Source organism: Leifsonia sp. NPDC058248 (assembly GCF_042881905.1).
Classification (GTDB): domain Bacteria; phylum Actinomycetota; class Actinomycetes; order Actinomycetales; family Microbacteriaceae; genus Leifsonia.
In genome coordinates, this window is sequence record NZ_JBHVXB010000012.1 from 30,478 (window position 1) to 45,433 (window position 14,956).

Here is a 14,956-nt window from a genome sequence, read left to right on the forward strand (position 1 = left end):
CCGGCTAACGGGAGACGCGGACTCTGCGTCCCTCGAAAGCGACGATGTCGCCAGGTTGCAGCTGCCGTCCTCGGCGGCGATCAACCTCGCCGTTCACGGTCACGTAGCCGTCGATGATGGCTTCCTTCACGTTTCCGCCGGAGTCGAGGAGCCCAGCGAACTTCAGGAACTGCCCGAGGCGAATGACCTCACCACCGATCGGGATGTCGTCGATCGGAGCCGAGTTCGTCATTCCCGAATGCTATTCCATCGGGTGCCGGCCGCTGACGGGTTCTCGCATCCGGGCATGTTATTCAGTGGTCAGTCGTGAGAAGGGCGACGCAGTCGCTTGACGTCAGTGCGCCGCTTCTTCGCTTCCAAACGCCGTTGCTTGGCACCGCGACTCGGCCTCGTCGGTCTTCGGGGCGGTGCTGGCGGCAGGAGGGCGTCGCCCACGATTTCGGCCAGCCGAGCGCGCGCAGCCTCCCTGTTGCGCAATTGCGCGCGGTGCTCTGATGCCGCGATCGTCAGCATTCCGTCGACAAGGCGACTGCTCAGACGCTCGAGGAGTCGCTCTCGCTGGACCGGCGAGAGAACGGCGGAGCCAGCCACATCCCACACGAGTTCCGCTCGAGAGTCGGCAGTGTTCACACCTTGCCCGCCGGGACCGGATGACCGCGAGAACCGCCACGACAGCTCAGACTCGGGGATCGTGAGTCCGGAGTCGACCCGAAGGCCGGGACGGTGAGCAGCGGGCATGGGTCCATCATCCTCTTACGCTCCAGATACGCCGCAGACGGACCGTCTTGCGACACCGATGAAGGCGGGTCTCCGGCCGTGCCCGCAGCAACCTGGACGTTGCGAAGCAACGGATGCAGGATGCGCCCCGGTTGCTGCGGAGCTGATCGGGTGAGCGAGTGGACGGTGAGCACGATGTCGCCGTCTGCCGTGTCATGGGGTCAACTGCTGGCCAGACGAGCGTCCTGCAACGCGAAGTGTCGCCGCTGCGGCGTTGAGTTCGTGCCACGGTGCTCGGACGCCGAATTCGGCGACGCCTGAGGTGCGCATGCTTACTTCCTCTCCGGCGAGCCGCGATGCGAGCTCTTCCATTCCGGGATTGTGGCCGACCAGGAGAACCGTGCGGACGTTCTCCGGCACATCATGCACGACATCGAGGAGCCGGTCGGCGGATGCCGCATAGACACGGTCGTCGAATTGTGCGGGAGGCACGGGTGCGAGCTGGGCGGAAACAAGCTCCCAGGTCTCGCGGGCGCGCTTCACAGGCGACACGATGGCAAGGTCGATCCGGTCCGCGTGGTTCGCGAGCCACTGCCCGGCGAGTGGGGCCTGAGCCCGGCCCCGTTCGGCCAGCGGTCGGTCGATGTCCGGTGCGGAACCGGACCAGTCGGACTTCGCGTGGCGCAGGAGGATTAGAGTGCGCTCGATCTTCATCACGCTGCCAGTGTGCCGCACGATCAGGCTGGTCAGTACAGTCAGCGCGACTTTGGACTCAGCTCTTCGTCCTGGAGCGCCGTGGTCTGGAACTCTACGCGGTGGGCCACGGCGCGTACCACGAGCACATTGACGCGATCGCATGGCGAGCTAAAAGTGACAGACGCGCCCACGGTGAGGGCTCGAAGTCGTGCACCGCTCTCGTGTCTCAGGTAATGCGGCTTTGACGCCGAGCTGACGCACTTCTGCGGCGTGACGTGATCAGTCGTGAGACCGCCCAATGAAGGGACCTCAAGCGCCAATAAACACACCTAAGTGTCAAGAACCAGGGCGATGGTTCGTGGTCTTCTTGATGCTTCCGTCGGGTGCGTAATACGTCCATGACCCGGTCTTGACCCCGAGCTCGAACTCGCCTTCGTCGATGAGGCTTCCGCTGTCCGTCCAACGCTTCCAGTGACCATGCTTCTCACCGTTGAGGAACCCACCCTGCTGGCGAAGCTCTCCCGATGGTCGGAACCATGCGCTCTCCCCCGTGAGCTCCCCGTCCACATAGTGGAATTCTGATCGGACGCCACCGTCGCGAAAGAGGTGGCGCCACAGACCGGTGCGCCGGCCATCCTTGTACTCGCCGGCGACCGTGCCACCGTGCGGGTCGAGCTCCTCCCAGAGACCCGTCTTCAACCCCGCAGCGTCGAGTTCGTTCACGGCCTGCTCGCGATCTGGATCAGGTTGCCGCACGTGTCATCCTCATCGCCGTGGTCACGATTTCGACTCAGCCTTGTGACTCAACCGACAGACGGTTCCATTTCTCCCAGGTCTCAATCCTGCTCGCATAATCGGCCTTGGCGATCCCGATCGCCGCCGTGCCTAAGAACACGCGCAGCGGGGGTTCCGCAGCATCCACGAGCTCCAGAACCACCTGAGCGGTAGCGCCTGGATTGCCCGGGGATGTGACTCGCGCCTTCCGCGCTTCGGCCGCTTTCACGCGATACGCGTCGTACGCGGCCAGCGGCGCTGTGTGCTTGGCCGAGTCCCCTCCCCAATCAGTCGAGAACGCCCCCGGTTCAATCAGCGTGACCTTGATTCCAAAGTCAGCGACCTCCTGCGCCAGTGCTTGAGTGAACCCCTCAAGCGCCCACTTCGAGGCGTTGTAGATGCCGATGTTCGGGAAAGCGCTGATGCCACCGATCGAGGAGACCTGCAGGATGTGCCCATGTCCTTGCTCGCGCAGGAACGGCAGAGCGGCCTGAGTGATCCAGAGTGCGCCGAAGACGTTCGTCTCGAATTGGTCGCGTGCTTCACGCTCGGAGATCTCCTCGATCATTCCGAACTGGCCGTAGCCTGCGTTGTTGATGACGACGTCAAGGCTGCCGAACGAGTCATGTGCTCGCGCGACAGCGGCGAAGTCGGCTTCACGATCGTTGACATCCAATTCGATCGGGAGGAGGTTGTCGCCGTATTTTTCGGACAGATCGTTGAGCGTCTCGAGCCTGCGCGCCGTTGCCGCCACTCTGTCGCCGCGATCGAGTGCTGCGATCGCCCACTCCCTGCCGAACCCGCGGGAAGTTCCAGTAATGAACCAGTTCTTAGCCATGCTCCAAGACTAGGACGCGTGCCTACTGCGCGCTGGATTAGTTCGCCACGGCGGCGAAGGGCGCCCCACTCTGCGAGTGAGGCGCCCTTGGTGCGCTGGAGTGCGGGACTCAGCGAGTCGCGATCGTCAGCACGGCGTCGTTGAACTTGCCGCCCGGGGCAACGGCGGTGATGGTTCCGCCGTTGGGGCCGACCTTCACGCCGGCGAGGACGACGGCGAGGCCGCTGTTGACCGGGCCGCTCGCCGGGCCGGAGACGTCACCGGTATAGGTGAAGTACAGGCGCGTCGGGTTGACGGTGCCGGTCACGGGAGTGGCCTTGACGCGGACCGACAGAGCCGAGGAGTTCGGCGCGACGGTCAGGTTCGCGGCGTCCCATGCAAGCGTGCTGGTGCTGGTGCTGGTGGACGGCGCGACGGAGATGGTGCTCGTGCTCGAGATTCCGTTGCTCGTCGCGGTGACGGTGACGGTGCCGGCCTTCTTGATGGTCAGGATGTTCGCGGCATTGAACACGCCGGACGCGTCGGTCTTCGAGGTGATCGACTTGGACGCGGCACCGAAGACAGCGACCGCGGTCTGGTCGACGGTCAGGGTGACCGACTCGCCAGCGACCGGGACGCCGTTGCTCGTGACCTTCACGGAGACGAGCGGCTTCTGGTTGACGGCCGCGGTGGCCGGGGTGGTCACTGCGACGGCCGGGTTGACGACGGCCGCGTTCGCGGGCGCGACGCCGGCGAAGAGGAGAGCCGGGACGGCGATGGCCCCGGCGGTAAGGGCGGAAATGCGCTTTGTGAGCTGCATACTGGTTCCTTTCAGGTGGCATGATAAATACCAGATTGAGATTCTACATCATGCATCTGCGTGATTACTGCATCGTCGTCGATGGCGTCACTCTGATCGGCCCGTTGCGTTTCGAATACCCGAAAGGCCACCGGATGACGTGCAACGAGTGGGCGGACGCACTCGGGTGCTGAGACCAAAAATGCGCCGGTGATCGCTGGTTCGAGCGCTAGCCGACTCGGCGGGTCAGCTTCAATACAGGGATCGTTCGCATCGTGCGCGCTTCGTAGCTCTTGAACCCCGGGCTGCGGGCAGTGAACTTCGCCCACGCCGCGTCGCGCTCGGCTCCCTTGAGCTCTGCCACATGGACTTGCAGCTCGCCCTCATCCGGAAGCTCGACGAGGATATCCGGATGCGCGAGCAGGTTGTGATACCAGGCCGGGTGCTCATCCGCCCCCGCTTTGGACGCCGCGATAAGCCAGCCGCCGTCATCCGTCGGGATCTGCATGACCGGGGTGATCCGCTCGATGCCACTCCTCGCGCCGATGTGATGCAGGAGCACCAGGCTGCGGCCGAACCCGCGCGAGGTCACCGTGCCGTCGTTCGCGCGGAACTCCGCGATGATCGGGTCGTTGAAGCTGTCGTAGCGGCGTTCGGTCACGCGTGCGTCCTTGATCCTTGGCCTTAAAGTGTGCCCCTGGAGGGACTCGAACCCCCAACCATTTCCTTAGGACGGAACTGCTCTTCCATTGAGCTACAGAGGCTGACCCGTCGAGTTTACCGGAGGCGCCTCGCGCGCCCGCGCGAGACGCGACCGACGGCCGAGCATTCGTGCGAAAAGCACGGTTGAGCGAGCCCCGAACCGCGCTTTCAGAACGAATCGCCAACGACGGCACGACACAGCACCACCCCGCCGTCACTCAAGCAGCAGGCGCCAGGAAGTCCTGCCACTCGGGGGCGGCGCCCTCGACGCCGCGCACGACCCAGGAGGCGTCGTGGGGCACGCGGGGGCTGATGCGCAGCGACCAGCCCATCTCGCCGGGGGTGCGGTCGCCCTTGACGTTGTTGCAGCGCAGGCAGCAGGCGACCAAGTTCTCCCAGCTGTCGGCTCCGCCCCGCGAACGCGGCTGCACGTGGTCGATGGTGCTGGCGGACTTGCCGCAGTAGGCGCAGCGGTGGGCATCCCGTCGCAGGACGCCGCGGCGGCTCACCGGAACAGTGCGGCCGCGCGGGATGCGGACGTAGCGGGTGAGGAGGATCACGGACGGTCTCTCGTAGCTCTCACAGATGCCCCAGACGGGGTGGTCTTGGTCGATGGCCACGACGGTGGCCTTCTGATTCATGACAAGGACCAGTGCGCGTTTGAAGGACACCACGGCGAGCGGCTCATAGCCGGCGTTGAGGACCAGTGTTCTCATCTCAGACCTTCCAGCAATCCGGGGAGGGACGATGTGCTGGACACCCGCGGACGGGGCCAAAGAAAAAGGGCACTGTCCGAGAGGACAGCGCCCAGCGAAGCCGCGGCATGGCGGCGGCAGGCCACGCAATGGTGGCGGCAGGCCAGAAAGTCGTGGTGACGGAGAGCGAAGTGGCCGCGCTCCACCACAGAGGTGACGCTGCGCAGCTCTACCATCGGATCTCCCGGATCTCTCACGGTGTCAGGGCATCAGAGTAACGCAGAAACGGCGTACCACATATTCGTGGCACGCCGTTCCCCCTCTGCACTTCGCAGAGTTCACACGCTGTTCGCTCAGATGCCCAAGCGCACGATGTAGTAGTCGCTGGTCCAGATCGGGCGGATCGAGATGCTGCGACCGGTGTCGGGAGCATCCATGATGTTGCCGTTTCCGGCGTAGAAGCCGTCGTGGCCGGGCATGATGACGATGTCGCCGGGCACGGCATCCTGAATCGAGATGCGCTTGCCCAGGGCGGCCTGGCCCGACACCGAGTGCGGCAGGGAGACGCCGAACTGGGCGTACACGAACATGACGTAGCCCGAGCAGTCGAAGCCGGCCGGCGTGGAGCCTCCGAAGACATACGGCGTGCCGATGTACTGCTGCGCGACCGAGAACACCTGCGGGAGGCTGAAGTTCGGGTACGGCGGGTTCGCGAGGAAGTCGGTGACCGACGGGCCGGAGTAGCTGGCGGCGTAGTTGGTGAGCTGCACGGCGGCCTGCTGGCGGGCGACCTCGGCGGCTGCCTGAGCGGCCTTGGCCTCCTTCTGCGCGTCGAGCTGTGCCTGCGTGGTGGCGCCGGCTGCTTCACGGGAGACGGCGGAGGCGGTGACGGTCTGCGACACGGCGACGGACTGCGGCTGAGCCTTCTTCATGCCGTCGATGGCGGAGGTCTTGAACTGGGCGTCGTTGGCGCCGGCGGGATTGAAGGCGTAGGCCGGGATCGCCATCGTGGCGATGAGGCCGGCGGCGAGGGTCATGACCGCGACGTTGATGACGCCGCCCTTGACCTTCTTCGTGCCCTTCTTGGGCGCATCCGTGCCGGCCGAGCGGGGAGCGACAGTGCTCTGCGGCTTGGTGGTCGGCGACTTCGCGGCCCGCGTGGCGGTGGACGACGCGACCGCGCCGGGCGCACTCGACCGCGCACTCGTCTGCGCCTGCGACGCACGAAGCGAGCGGCGGGAGACGATGTCGGTGGAACGGGAGGGGTTCGGATTGTTCGGGAGGTTCTCTTCAGAACCGGGCGTACCTAATTGCGTCAAGGTATAAACCTCCTGCGCTCCAACAGCACTAGGTAGCTGCCCCGTCCCGGATGCTTATAGCTTCGGTTTCGCGAGCCAAGAGACGGTAATGGGGGGTGGAGCGTCTTGGCCCGGGTCCAGTGGCCGGCTTCTGGCCCTTTGAACTCGTAAGAGACTACGGGAGTTGTACCCCGTTTGTCACATGCTTTGCGAGCTTCTTAACGACTCGGTAACGGAATTCAGGCGTCGACGAAGATGTGCGCAGCGAGTTCATTGGGCAGTTCGAGGCCGTTCTCGAAGCCGTCGATCTGCACGATGACGTAGGAGCCTGCAGAGGTGAAAGTGCCGGTCGAGCCGGGAAAAACACCCGCCTGCTTGAGCTGGAGGAGCAGCTCCGGATCGACCTGCGCGGGCTCGCCCAGGCGACGGATGCTGGCAGTGGCCCCTGAATTGGGACCCTCGACCAGGTCGACGAGGTTGATCAGACCCTGCGTCGTGGGCGTCGAGTCGACCTCGCCGAGCTCGTCGAGCCCGGGGATCGGATTGCCGTACGGCGACACCGTGGGGTGACCCAGCATGGTGAGCAGTTTGCGCTCGACCTGCTCGCTCATCACGTGCTCCCAGCGGCACGCCTCTTCGTGCACGTACTCCCACTCGAGCTGGATGACGTCGCTCAGCAGTCGCTCCGCGAGGCGATGCTTGCGCATGACGTGAACAGCCTTGCGGCGCCCATCGCCGGTCAGTTCGAGGTGACGGTCGCCCGACACCACGACGAGACCGTCGCGCTCCATTCGTCCGACCGTCTGCGAGACGGTGGGACCCGAGTGACCGAGACGCTCCGAGATGCGCGCGCGCAGAGGAACGATGTTGTCTTCCTCCAGCTCCAGGATGGTGCGAAGGTACATCTCGGTCGTGTCGATCAGATCGGTCATGGACCCCTCCACTTGCTTGCGCGCATTGCGTCCAACAGAGCCTACTTGCTGCGGGTGACAGCACGTTGCAGGGCCCGCTTCACGGGCCGTCATGACCCCTAACAGCCAATAGACTCTGGATATGCCGGATGTGACCATTCCCACTGAGCTGCTGCCCGCCGACGGTCGATTCGGGTGCGGACCCTCCAAGATCCGCTCCGAGCAGGTCGCCTACCTGGCGGGTCCCGGTGCGGAGCTGCTGGGCACCTCCCACCGGCAGGCTCCGGTCAAGAACCTGGTCGGGCGCGTGCGCAAGGGTCTGAGCGACCTGTTCCGCCTTCCCGACGGCTACGAGGTCGTGCTCGGCAACGGCGGCTCGACCGCGTTCTGGGACGCGGCGGCGTTCTCGCTCATCGAGAAGCGCAGTGAGAACCTCGTGTTCGGCGAGTTCGGCGGCAAGTTCGCCGCGGCGGCGAAGACACCGTGGCTGGATGCTCCGCACGTGATCGAGGCTCCCGGCGGCTCGCGCAGCGAGGTCGAGGTGGTCGAGGGCGTCGACGTGTACGCGTGGCCGCACAACGAGACCTCGACCGGTGTGATGGCGCCGGTGCGACGGGTGCACGGCGACGAGGGCGCGCTCACCGTGATCGACGCGACCAGCGCCGCCGGCGGCGTCGACATCGATGCGAGCGAGTCCGACATCTACTACTTCGCCCCCCAGAAGAACTTCGCCTCCGACGGCGGCCTCTGGCTCGCCCTCTTCTCCCCCGCGGCGATCGAGCGCGTCGAGCGCATCGCCGCGAGCGGACGCTACATCCCGGAGTTCCTGAGCATCAAGAACGCGATCGACAACTCGCGACTCAACCAGACGCTCAACACTCCGGCGCTCTCCACTCTCCTGCTGCTCGAGAACCAGGTCGAGTGGATGAACGGCAACGGCGGTCTGTCGTGGGCATCCGCGCGCACCGCCGAGTCGTCGAACGCGCTGTACGACTGGGCCGAGAGCGTGGACTACGCCACCCCGTTCGTGACGAACCCGGAGCACCGCTCGCAGGTGGTCGTGACGATCGACTTCGACGACGCGATCGACGCGGCCGCCGTGGCCAAGACGCTGCGCGCCAACGGCATCGTCGACACCGAGCCCTACCGCAAGCTGGGCCGCAACCAGCTGCGCGTCGCCACGTTCACCGCGATCGAACCGGATGATGTGCGCAAGCTCATCGGCTCGATCGAGTTCGTGGTCGGGCAGCTGGGCTGACCGGAGCCTCCGATGCGACTCTGGCTGCGCGACAGCGAGCGACGGCCCGATCCGGTGCCCGTCAAGACGGACGACCGGAAGGCCGTGCTCGTGGGGCTAGGCCTGTGGCTGATCGCCCTCGTGCTGGTGCTCGTCTTCCGGCAGCAGCTCGCCGCCGCCGGAGACGGCTGGTGGCTCTGGACCGTCGTCATCGGACTCGTCCTCGGCGTCGTCGGGCTCGTCTACCTCACCGTCAAGCGGCGCTGAGTCGAGGTCGTCTTCGTCCGACTCGTCGTTGTCCGACTCGTCGTCCGACTCGTCGTCGAGTGCGGCGGCCTCCTCGGCCGGCAGATCGAGATCGGCGTCGTCGTCGGTCTCCTCGTCATAAGCGGCGTCGGCGCTCTCGATGTCGATGCCGTCGATGTCGTCGAGGTGCAGATCGTGCACGTCCGCGTCGTCGTCGTCTTCGTCGTCGTCTTCGTCGTCCGTCTCGTCGTCGAAGGTCTCGTCGTCGTCATCCGACTCGTCGTCGTCATCCGGCTCGTCGCCCTCGCCGGCTTCCGCTGCCGCGGCCTGCAGAGCCTCCTGGGAGGCCTGGTACTCGGCGAGCCGCTCCGACCACGGCACCCAGTCGGGCGCGAGCAGTGCGCGGTCGCCGGGCATCAGCTCGGCCTCGAGCACGCTCGGCTCCGACTCGTCGTCGATGCGCGAGACGGTGACGGTCCAGTTCCAGCCCGGGTAGCCGGGGAGGGTGCACTCGAACAGCAGGGAGAGGACGTGCTCGCCCTCGACGAAGTGGCCGACGGGCGCGCCGACGGTCGAGGCCGGAGTGATCTCCAGCAGCGCCGCGCGCGCGAGTCCGACCGACGCCAGCAGGACGTCGTCGGGCACGGGCGGCCCCGACGGCTCCGCCGGGGTCGCCTCAGCCTCGGGCGCGTCAGCCTCGGGTGCGTCAGCCTCGGGGTCGCCCGCCTCGAACTCGCCCGCCTCGGTCCACTCAGCCGGCTCGGCCGGCTCGGTGTCAGGCATCCAGGTCGTCCGCGACCCGTCGGAGCACGGCAGCGATCTTCGCGCCGTGGGCCTTGTCGGGGTACTTGCCTCGCTTGAGGTTGGAGCCGATGCCGTCGAGCAGCTTCACCAGGTCTTCGACGATGACCGCCATGTCGTCGGCCGACTTGCGGCTCAGCTTCACCAGACTGGGCGGAGCGTCGAGCACGCGCACCGAGAGCGCCTGCGCTCCGCGCTTGCCGTCGGCAATGCCGAACTCCAGGCGGGTGCCCGCTTTCACAACGGTGCCGGCAGGCAGAGCCGAGGCGTGCAGGAAGACTTCCTGGCCGTCATCGGAGCTGATGAAGCCGAAACCCTTCTCGTCGTCGTAGAACTTGACCTTGCCGGTTGGCATGGGAACCTCATTTCACATGGGGGATCGTATGACCAACCTCAATTATCCTTGATTTCGTGACCCAACAGACCCCGCAAGCGGCAAGCCGCGTCCAGCGCATCCTCTCGTACATCGTCGCCGCGCTCGTCGTGGTCTCTTTACTGTGCATCGTCGCCATCCTGATCGGCACGGCCGCAGGCGGTTTCGCGCAGCAGGGCGGCGGTCAGGGGATCTGGCCGACGGTCTTCCTCCTCCCCCTAATCGCCCTGCCGATCGCGTTCATTCTGCTGATCGTCCTGCTGATCGTCTCGGCGCGAGCCCGCGGCAAGGCGGCGAAGGCCGCGCGGCCGGCCGTCGACCCCGGCAAGGGCAAGCGCTAGAGCGGCTGCCGGACAGGCTGAGCGGCGATGACGAACACGCTCGCCCTCGCAGCGCGTCTGCGGGGGATGCCCGACGACGCGCTCTCCACTGCGCTCGCACCCCGCACCTTCCGCCGCCAGGGGGTCTCCGACTTCTTCGACCTCGCCGACGCCCTCCTCGACCGGGACTCGGTCCAGCGGGTGCTCGCCGGGCTGGACCGCGGCCGGCTGGCGGTGCTCGTGGTGCTGAGCACCGCATCCGGGCCCGTGCAGCCGGAGGCCGTCGCCGAGCGGCTCGCCGCGGCGCCCGCGACACCCTCGATGTCGCCCGCCCTCGCCCGCGACGCGCTGGAGGCCGTGACCGACGACCTGCTGGCCGAGAAGTCGGCCGACGGCTACGCGATCTACGACGCCGTCGGGGAGCAGCTGTCCACCTGGCCGAGCCTGGGCCTGCCGTCGCCGAACGCTCTGCTCGAGACTCCGGCTCCCCCGGCCCTCGCGTCCGTCCCCGACACGGAACGCCGGTTCACCGACCGGCTCTCGGCCGAACGCGCGTTCGAAGCGGGAGCATCCGTCTCCGAGCTCATCGCGGAGCTCGGCCGCGAAGGGGCGAAAGAGCTGCAGAAGGGCGGTCTCGCGCTGCCGGCGACCAAACGCATCGCCGGTGCTCTCGCCATCGACGTGTCGGCCGTGCCGACGGTGGTCTCGGTCGCCTCGCGCGCCGGACTCGTCGCGGTCGAGGACGCCCTCTGGCTGCCGACCGACTCCGCCGCCGCGTGGCAGCACGCCCCCAGCGTGCGGCGCTGGCGCTCGCTCGCCCAGTCGTGGCAGGATGCCCTCCCCGACGACCTGCGCGCCATCCTGTCCAACCGTTCCCGAGCCGCCTGGGGTGAGAGCCTGCGCGAATACGTCGCGTGGCTGTACCCGGCCGGACGCGACGCCGCGCAGGAACGGGTCACCTCCTACCTGCGCGACGCGGAATGGCTCGGCATCACGGCCCACCAGGCGCCCAGCACCGCCGGCACCGAGCTGGTCGAGAAGGGCCCGGATGCGGCTGCCGCGGTCTTCACCGACCTCTTCCCGGCCGAGGTCGACAAGGTCTACCTGCAGCACGACCTCACGGTCGTCGCGCCCGGCCCGCTGGAGCCGGCGATCGACGCGCGGCTCCGCGAGATGGCCGACGTCGAGAGCCGCGCACTGGCGTCGACGTTCCGCTTCTCGGCGGCGAGCATCAACCGGGCCATCACCGCGGGTGAGTCCGCGGAGAGCATCCGGGCGTTTCTGGCCGAGATCTCGCTGACGGGCGTTCCCCAGCCGCTCGACTACCTGATCAGCGACGCTGCGGAGCGCTACGGACGGGTGCGCGTGCGCGACCTCGACGAGGCGAACTCGCGGTCGCGCTCGGCCGTCGTGTCGGCCGACCAGGGGCTGCTGCGGACCATCGAGGTCGACCAGACGCTCAGCTCGCTCGGCCTCACGCACACGGCGCTGGACACCCTGGAGAGCCGGTTCACCCGCGACGTCGTGTTCTGGGCGCTAAGCGACGCACGCTACCCGGTGGCGGCCGAGGATGCGCGGGGACGGATCGTGAGCGTGCGCCGGCATCGTGTGGTGCAGCCGCGCACCCCGGCGCGGACGGCGCCCTTCGCCGAGCTGATCACACGCCTGCGCGAGGCGGAGACCACCGAAGACGGCAGCACCGGCGAACAGTGGCTGGCCCGCCAGCTCGACCTGGCCATCCGGGCGAAGCAGACCGTGATCGTGGACGTGGCGCTGCCCGACGGCCGGCAGATCGAGTACGTGCTCGAGCCGACCGGGGTGGGCGGTGGCCGGCTGCGAGGACGCGACCGGGCGGCCGACATCGAGCGCACGCTGCCGCTGTCGAGTGTCACGGGCATCCGGCCCACCGATCTGGGAGCATCCGGGGCGTAGACTCATCCGTTATGTCCGATGGCCCCCTGATCGTCCAAAGCGACCGCACCGTCCTGCTGGAGGTCGCACATCCGGCCGCGGAGGATGCCCGGCACGACCTCGCTGTCTTCGCCGAGCTGGAACGGGCTCCGGAGCACATCCACACCTACCGGATCACCCGGCTCGGGCTCTGGAACGCGCGCGCCGCCGGCCACACCGCCGACGACATGCTGACCACCCTCGAGCGGTACTCGAAGTTCCCCATCCCGCAGACGGTCTCGGTGGACATGACGGAGACCGTCGCCCGCTACGGACGGCTGGTCATCGAACGCGACGACGAGGGCGTGCTGCTGCTGAGGTCGGACGACCTGGCCGTGCTCACCGAGGTGGCCGGGGCAAAGCGCATCTCGCCGCTGCTGCTCGAACGGCGGGATGACACGACCTTCGTGGTCGAGGCGTGGGCGCGGGGGCAGCTCAAGCAGGAGCTGGTGAAGCTGGGCTGGCCGGCCGAGGACCTCGCGGGCTACACCCCGGGGACACCGCACCCGATCGACCTGGTCGAAGACGGCTGGAAGCTGCGCGACTACCAGAACAAGGCGGTCGACAACTTCTTCGACGGCGGGTCCGGGGTGGTGGTGCTGCCCTGCGGCGCGGGAAAGACGCTGGTGGGCGCCGGCGCGATGGCGACCGCGAAGACGACCACGCTCATCCTCGTGACGAACACGGTCTCGGCCCGGCAGTGGCGCGACGAGCTGATCAAGCGCACGTCGCTCACCGCGGAGGAGATCGGCGAGTACTCGGGACAGGTCAAAGAGGTCCGGCCGGTCACGATCGCGACCTACCAGATCCTCACCGCCAAACGGAAAGGCGAGTACGCGCACCTGGCGCTGCTCGACGCGATGGACTGGGGCCTCGTGGTCTACGACGAGGTGCACCTGCTGCCGGCGCCGGTGTTCAAGCTCACCGCCGAGCTGCAGGCGCGACGCCGCCTCGGGCTGACGGCGACGCTGGTGCGCGAGGACGGCCGCGAAGGCGACGTGTTCAGCCTCATCGGGCCGAAACGCTTCGACGCGCCCTGGAAGGAGATCGAGGCGCAGGGCTTCATCTCGCCGGCGTCCTGCTACGAGGTGCGCATCGACCTGCCGCAGTCGGAACGGCTGACATACGCGGCGGCCGCGGACGACGAGCGCTACCGCCTCGCGGCGACGGCCCCGGCGAAACTGGGCGTGGTGCGGCAGCTGGTCGACCGGCATGCCGGGGAGCGCATCCTGGTGATCGGGCAGTACCTCGACCAGATCGACGAGCTCGCCGAGGCCCTGGATGCTCCCAAGCTCACCGGGGCGACGCCGGTCGACGAGCGCGAACGGCTGTATCAGGAGTTCCGCGAGGGACGCACGCCGGTGCTCGTCGTGAGCAAGGTGGCGAACTTCTCGGTGGACCTTCCGGAGGCGACGGTGGCGATCCAGGTCTCGGGATCGTTCGGCTCGCGCCAGGAGGAGGCCCAGCGCCTCGGACGGCTGCTGCGCCCCAAGGAGTCCGGCCTCTCGGCGAACTTCTACACGCTGGTCTCGCGCGACACGGTCGACCAGGACTTCGCGCAGAACCGGCAGCGGTTCCTCGCGGAGCAGGGCTACAGCTACACGATCCTCGACGCGCACGCGCTCGCGGCCGCCTGAGGCCGCCGAGGATTCGTGCCAAAAGTGCGGTTCAGACGGTGCCGAACCGCACTTTTGGCACGAATCGGCGGGCGCGCAGGCCGCGGGCGCGCGGCGGCGCTAGCCGCCGAGCAGACGGCCGAGCGTGCGGCGCGCCTCGGCCGAGGTGCGATCCTCGGCCAGCACGATGAGCGCCTTCCACAGCGCCCAGCCCCGCCCGCGCGCCCACGTCGCCTCGTCGAGACCGACGGCGCGACGGAACGCCTCACGCGCATCCCCCTCGAGCGCCGTCCACGCGAGCACCAGGTCGCACGCCGGATCGCCGACCCCCGAGGTCCCGAAATCGATCACAGCCGACAGCGTCCCGTCGAGCACCAGCAGATTGCCGACCGCGATGTCCCCGTGGAACCACACCGGCTCGCCCTCCCAGCGCGAAGCCTCGGCGTCCGCCCAGATCCGCCGCGCCCGGCCGGCGTCGATCTCGTCCCCGAGGGCCGCGATCGCGCGATGCGTCTCCTCGGCGTACACGCCGGGAGGGTCCCCACGGAAGAAGTTGTGCTCGCCCGGTGCCGGACCGCCCCGGGCATCCGCACCCCGCAGCGCCACGAGGAAGCCGCCCACCGCCTCCGCGAAGGCCACGGGGTCACCCAGACCGGCCGTCGCCGCGGGCTCACCGTCGAGCCAGCGGTACACCGACCACGGGAACGGGTACCCCTCCCCCGGCTCGCCCAGCGCGACGGGCTCCGGGATCCGCACCGGCAGCACCGGGGCGAGCTGCGGCAGCCAGCGGTGCTCCTTGGCCACCTGCTGGGCGTACCAGGCTCCGGTGGGCATCCGGATGCTCAGCGCGTCGCCCAAGCGGTAGGTGCGGTTGTCCCACCCGTCCAGCTCGACCGGCCGGATGCTCAGCCCGCGCCACTCCGGGAGCTGCGCGTCGACCAGGCGGCGCGCCAAAGCGGGGTCGATGCTCCCGCGGTCGAACGTCGCAGCGGCGGGCATAGCAG

At 67.8% G+C, this 14,956-nt stretch carries 18 protein-coding genes, 1 tRNA gene and 1 pseudogene; 6 read left to right on the top strand and 14 right to left on the bottom strand.

The genetic code is table 11. The features are described 5' to 3' along the window. Positions 1–4: 4 nt before the first annotated feature. The 6 genes from ACFVV5_RS17250 to ACFVV5_RS17275 form a co-directional block, all read right to left on the bottom strand. Positions 5–232, bottom strand: a complete 228-nt coding sequence (locus ACFVV5_RS17250; RefSeq protein ID WP_387246549.1) for an RNA-binding S4 domain-containing protein — start codon at positions 230–232, stop codon at positions 5–7. 68 nt (positions 233–300) lie between these two features. Next, complete coding sequence (gene arfB, locus ACFVV5_RS17255) at positions 301–738, bottom strand: alternative ribosome rescue aminoacyl-tRNA hydrolase ArfB (RefSeq protein WP_387246551.1); 438 nt, start codon at positions 736–738, stop codon at positions 301–303. Positions 739–930: 192 nt separating this feature from the next. Then, positions 931–1,431, bottom strand: coding sequence for a SixA phosphatase family protein (locus tag ACFVV5_RS17260; protein WP_387246722.1), 501 nt, complete (start codon positions 1,429–1,431; stop codon positions 931–933). A gap of 318 nt (positions 1,432–1,749) precedes the next feature. Next, positions 1,750–2,169, bottom strand: a complete 420-nt coding sequence (locus ACFVV5_RS17265; RefSeq protein WP_387246553.1) for a toxin-antitoxin system YwqK family antitoxin — start codon at positions 2,167–2,169, stop codon at positions 1,750–1,752. A gap of 34 nt (positions 2,170–2,203) precedes the next feature. After that, positions 2,204–3,025, bottom strand: coding sequence for an SDR family oxidoreductase (locus ACFVV5_RS17270; protein WP_387246555.1), 822 nt, complete (start codon positions 3,023–3,025; stop codon positions 2,204–2,206). 109 nt (positions 3,026–3,134) lie between these two features. Next, complete coding sequence (locus ACFVV5_RS17275; RefSeq protein ID WP_387246557.1) at positions 3,135–3,824, bottom strand: hypothetical protein; 690 nt, start codon at positions 3,822–3,824, stop codon at positions 3,135–3,137. 50 nt (positions 3,825–3,874) lie between these two features. On the opposite strand from ACFVV5_RS17275, the gene ACFVV5_RS17280 reads away from it, so the two are divergent. Next, the gene (locus tag ACFVV5_RS17280) at positions 3,875–3,997 is read left to right on the top strand and encodes a hypothetical protein (protein ID WP_387246559.1); all 123 of its coding nucleotides are present in this window, start codon (positions 3,875–3,877) and stop codon (positions 3,995–3,997) included. Positions 3,998–4,032: 35 nt separating this feature from the next. On the opposite strand, the gene ACFVV5_RS17285 is transcribed toward ACFVV5_RS17280, so the two are convergent. The 5 genes from ACFVV5_RS17285 to ACFVV5_RS17305 all read right to left on the bottom strand — a co-directional run bounded on the left by ACFVV5_RS17285 (position 4,033) and on the right by ACFVV5_RS17305 (position 7,430). Continuing rightward, the gene (locus ACFVV5_RS17285; protein ID WP_387246561.1) at positions 4,033–4,464 is read right to left on the bottom strand and encodes a nitroreductase/quinone reductase family protein; all 432 of its coding nucleotides are present in this window, start codon (positions 4,462–4,464) and stop codon (positions 4,033–4,035) included. A 31-nt stretch (positions 4,465–4,495) separates the two neighbouring features. Continuing rightward, positions 4,496–4,567: transfer RNA gene (locus tag ACFVV5_RS17290), tRNA-Arg, on the bottom strand. Between the two features lie 156 nt (positions 4,568–4,723). Then, entirely contained in the window at positions 4,724–5,221 is a 498-nt protein-coding gene (locus tag ACFVV5_RS17295) for an HNH endonuclease (RefSeq protein WP_387246562.1), read from the bottom strand. Between the two features lie 332 nt (positions 5,222–5,553). Next, complete coding sequence (locus ACFVV5_RS17300; RefSeq protein ID WP_387246563.1) at positions 5,554–6,519, bottom strand: C40 family peptidase; 966 nt, start codon at positions 6,517–6,519, stop codon at positions 5,554–5,556. Between the two features lie 218 nt (positions 6,520–6,737). Continuing rightward, positions 6,738–7,430 (bottom strand): metal-dependent transcriptional regulator, encoded by a 693-nt coding sequence (locus ACFVV5_RS17305; protein WP_387246565.1) that lies wholly within the window; start codon positions 7,428–7,430, stop codon positions 6,738–6,740. A 121-nt stretch (positions 7,431–7,551) separates the two neighbouring features. Between ACFVV5_RS17305 and serC the strand changes: the two genes are divergently transcribed. Next, complete coding sequence (serC, locus tag ACFVV5_RS17310; RefSeq protein ID WP_387246567.1) at positions 7,552–8,667, top strand: phosphoserine transaminase; 1,116 nt, start codon at positions 7,552–7,554, stop codon at positions 8,665–8,667. A 12-nt stretch (positions 8,668–8,679) separates the two neighbouring features. Then, positions 8,680–8,913: a DUF2530 domain-containing protein gene (locus ACFVV5_RS17315; RefSeq protein ID WP_387246569.1), complete on the top strand. Its 234-nt coding sequence runs from the start codon at positions 8,680–8,682 to the stop codon at positions 8,911–8,913. Between the two features lie 318 nt (positions 8,914–9,231). Here ACFVV5_RS17315 and ACFVV5_RS17320 read toward each other — a convergent pair. Then, positions 9,232–9,675: pseudogene (locus tag ACFVV5_RS17320) on the bottom strand (DUF3027 domain-containing protein); the annotation flags it as partial. After that, positions 9,668–10,048 (bottom strand): cold-shock protein, encoded by a 381-nt coding sequence (locus tag ACFVV5_RS17325; RefSeq protein ID WP_387246571.1) that lies wholly within the window; start codon positions 10,046–10,048, stop codon positions 9,668–9,670. The gene ACFVV5_RS17325 and the pseudogene ACFVV5_RS17320, both read right to left, overlap by 8 nt. Before the next feature lie 56 nt (positions 10,049–10,104). Here ACFVV5_RS17325 and ACFVV5_RS17330 point away from each other — a divergent pair, with 56 nt between their 5' ends. The 3 genes from ACFVV5_RS17330 to ACFVV5_RS17340 are packed head-to-tail and all read left to right on the top strand — an operon-like array spanning position 10,105 to position 13,973. After that, complete coding sequence (locus ACFVV5_RS17330) at positions 10,105–10,407, top strand: hypothetical protein (protein ID WP_387246572.1); 303 nt, start codon at positions 10,105–10,107, stop codon at positions 10,405–10,407. Positions 10,408–10,434: 27 nt separating this feature from the next. Beyond that, positions 10,435–12,318, top strand: coding sequence for a helicase-associated domain-containing protein (locus ACFVV5_RS17335; RefSeq protein WP_387246574.1), 1,884 nt, complete (start codon positions 10,435–10,437; stop codon positions 12,316–12,318). 11 nt (positions 12,319–12,329) lie between these two features. Further along, the gene (locus tag ACFVV5_RS17340; RefSeq protein ID WP_387246576.1) at positions 12,330–13,973 is read left to right on the top strand and encodes a DNA repair helicase XPB; all 1,644 of its coding nucleotides are present in this window, start codon (positions 12,330–12,332) and stop codon (positions 13,971–13,973) included. Between the two features lie 99 nt (positions 13,974–14,072). On the opposite strand, the gene ACFVV5_RS17345 is transcribed toward ACFVV5_RS17340, so the two are convergent. Continuing rightward, on the bottom strand, positions 14,073–14,951 hold the full coding sequence (locus ACFVV5_RS17345) for an aminoglycoside phosphotransferase family protein (RefSeq protein ID WP_387246578.1): 879 nt from the start codon (positions 14,949–14,951) through the stop codon (positions 14,073–14,075). Between the last annotated feature and the right edge of the window lie 5 nt (positions 14,952–14,956).

What these genes read in the sequence shown, in the direction of transcription:
- ACFVV5_RS17280 (WP_387246559.1), top strand. Translation starts at nt 3,875, where the DNA reads ATGCATCTGCGTGATTACTGCATCGTCGTCGATGGCGTCACTCTGATC.
- ACFVV5_RS17250 (WP_387246549.1), bottom strand. Translation starts at nt 232, where the DNA reads ATGACGAACTCGGCTCCGATCGACGACATCCCGATCGGTGGTGAGGTC.
- ACFVV5_RS17345 (WP_387246578.1), bottom strand. Translation starts at nt 14,951, where the DNA reads ATGCCCGCCGCTGCGACGTTCGACCGCGGGAGCATCGACCCCGCTTTG.
- ACFVV5_RS17305 (WP_387246565.1), bottom strand. Translation starts at nt 7,430, where the DNA reads ATGACCGATCTGATCGACACGACCGAGATGTACCTTCGCACCATCCTG.
- ACFVV5_RS17295 (WP_387246562.1), bottom strand. Translation starts at nt 5,221, where the DNA reads ATGAGAACACTGGTCCTCAACGCCGGCTATGAGCCGCTCGCCGTGGTG.
- ACFVV5_RS17275 (WP_387246557.1), bottom strand. Translation starts at nt 3,824, where the DNA reads ATGCAGCTCACAAAGCGCATTTCCGCCCTTACCGCCGGGGCCATCGCC.
- ACFVV5_RS17325 (WP_387246571.1), bottom strand. Translation starts at nt 10,048, where the DNA reads ATGCCAACCGGCAAGGTCAAGTTCTACGACGACGAGAAGGGTTTCGGC.
- arfB (WP_387246551.1), bottom strand. Translation starts at nt 738, where the DNA reads ATGCCCGCTGCTCACCGTCCCGGCCTTCGGGTCGACTCCGGACTCACG.
- serC (WP_387246567.1), top strand. Translation starts at nt 7,552, where the DNA reads ATGCCGGATGTGACCATTCCCACTGAGCTGCTGCCCGCCGACGGTCGA.
- ACFVV5_RS17270 (WP_387246555.1), bottom strand. Translation starts at nt 3,025, where the DNA reads ATGGCTAAGAACTGGTTCATTACTGGAACTTCCCGCGGGTTCGGCAGG.
- ACFVV5_RS17340 (WP_387246576.1), top strand. Translation starts at nt 12,330, where the DNA reads ATGTCCGATGGCCCCCTGATCGTCCAAAGCGACCGCACCGTCCTGCTG.
- ACFVV5_RS17260 (WP_387246722.1), bottom strand. Translation starts at nt 1,431, where the DNA reads ATGAAGATCGAGCGCACTCTAATCCTCCTGCGCCACGCGAAGTCCGAC.
- ACFVV5_RS17335 (WP_387246574.1), top strand. Translation starts at nt 10,435, where the DNA reads ATGACGAACACGCTCGCCCTCGCAGCGCGTCTGCGGGGGATGCCCGAC.
- ACFVV5_RS17315 (WP_387246569.1), top strand. Translation starts at nt 8,680, where the DNA reads ATGCGACTCTGGCTGCGCGACAGCGAGCGACGGCCCGATCCGGTGCCC.